This window comes from Halorubrum sp. SP9, from assembly GCF_005435015.1.
GTDB classification, from domain to species: Archaea; Halobacteriota; Halobacteria; order Halobacteriales; family Haloferacaceae; genus Halorubrum; species Halorubrum sodomense.
The window spans coordinates 1-269 of record NZ_SGXU01000639.1 but is presented as its reverse complement, the minus strand read 5'-3'; the positions used below and the strand labels follow the sequence as shown (position 1 = coordinate 269).

The following is a 269-nucleotide window of genomic DNA, read 5'->3' as shown; positions in this document are numbered from 1 at the left end:
CCTCGCGCGTGCGCTGCTCGCGACCGTCCTGCGTGCCCAGTTCCGCTTGAGCACTGATGTGCTCCAGTTCGGCCTCCCGCGCCCGAATGCGTTCCTCCTGTTCGAGGGTGACACCGTGAATCCGCTCGGTGCTCGTGTCCGCGATCCCGTCCGGGTGGTTCGCATCCACTTTCGCCTGCGTCTCCTGCTCGACCGCCGCCTCGAACTCCGGCGTCTCGTCGACGACCGGGAAGCCGTCTTCATCGACTGCTTCGCTTTCCGTTTGTTCG

1 pseudogene is annotated in these 269 nt (G+C 65.8%); it reads right to left on the bottom strand.

The features are described 5' to 3' along the window. A pseudogene (locus tag EXE45_RS18860) lies at window positions 1-269 on the bottom strand (DNA-binding protein); the annotation flags it as partial.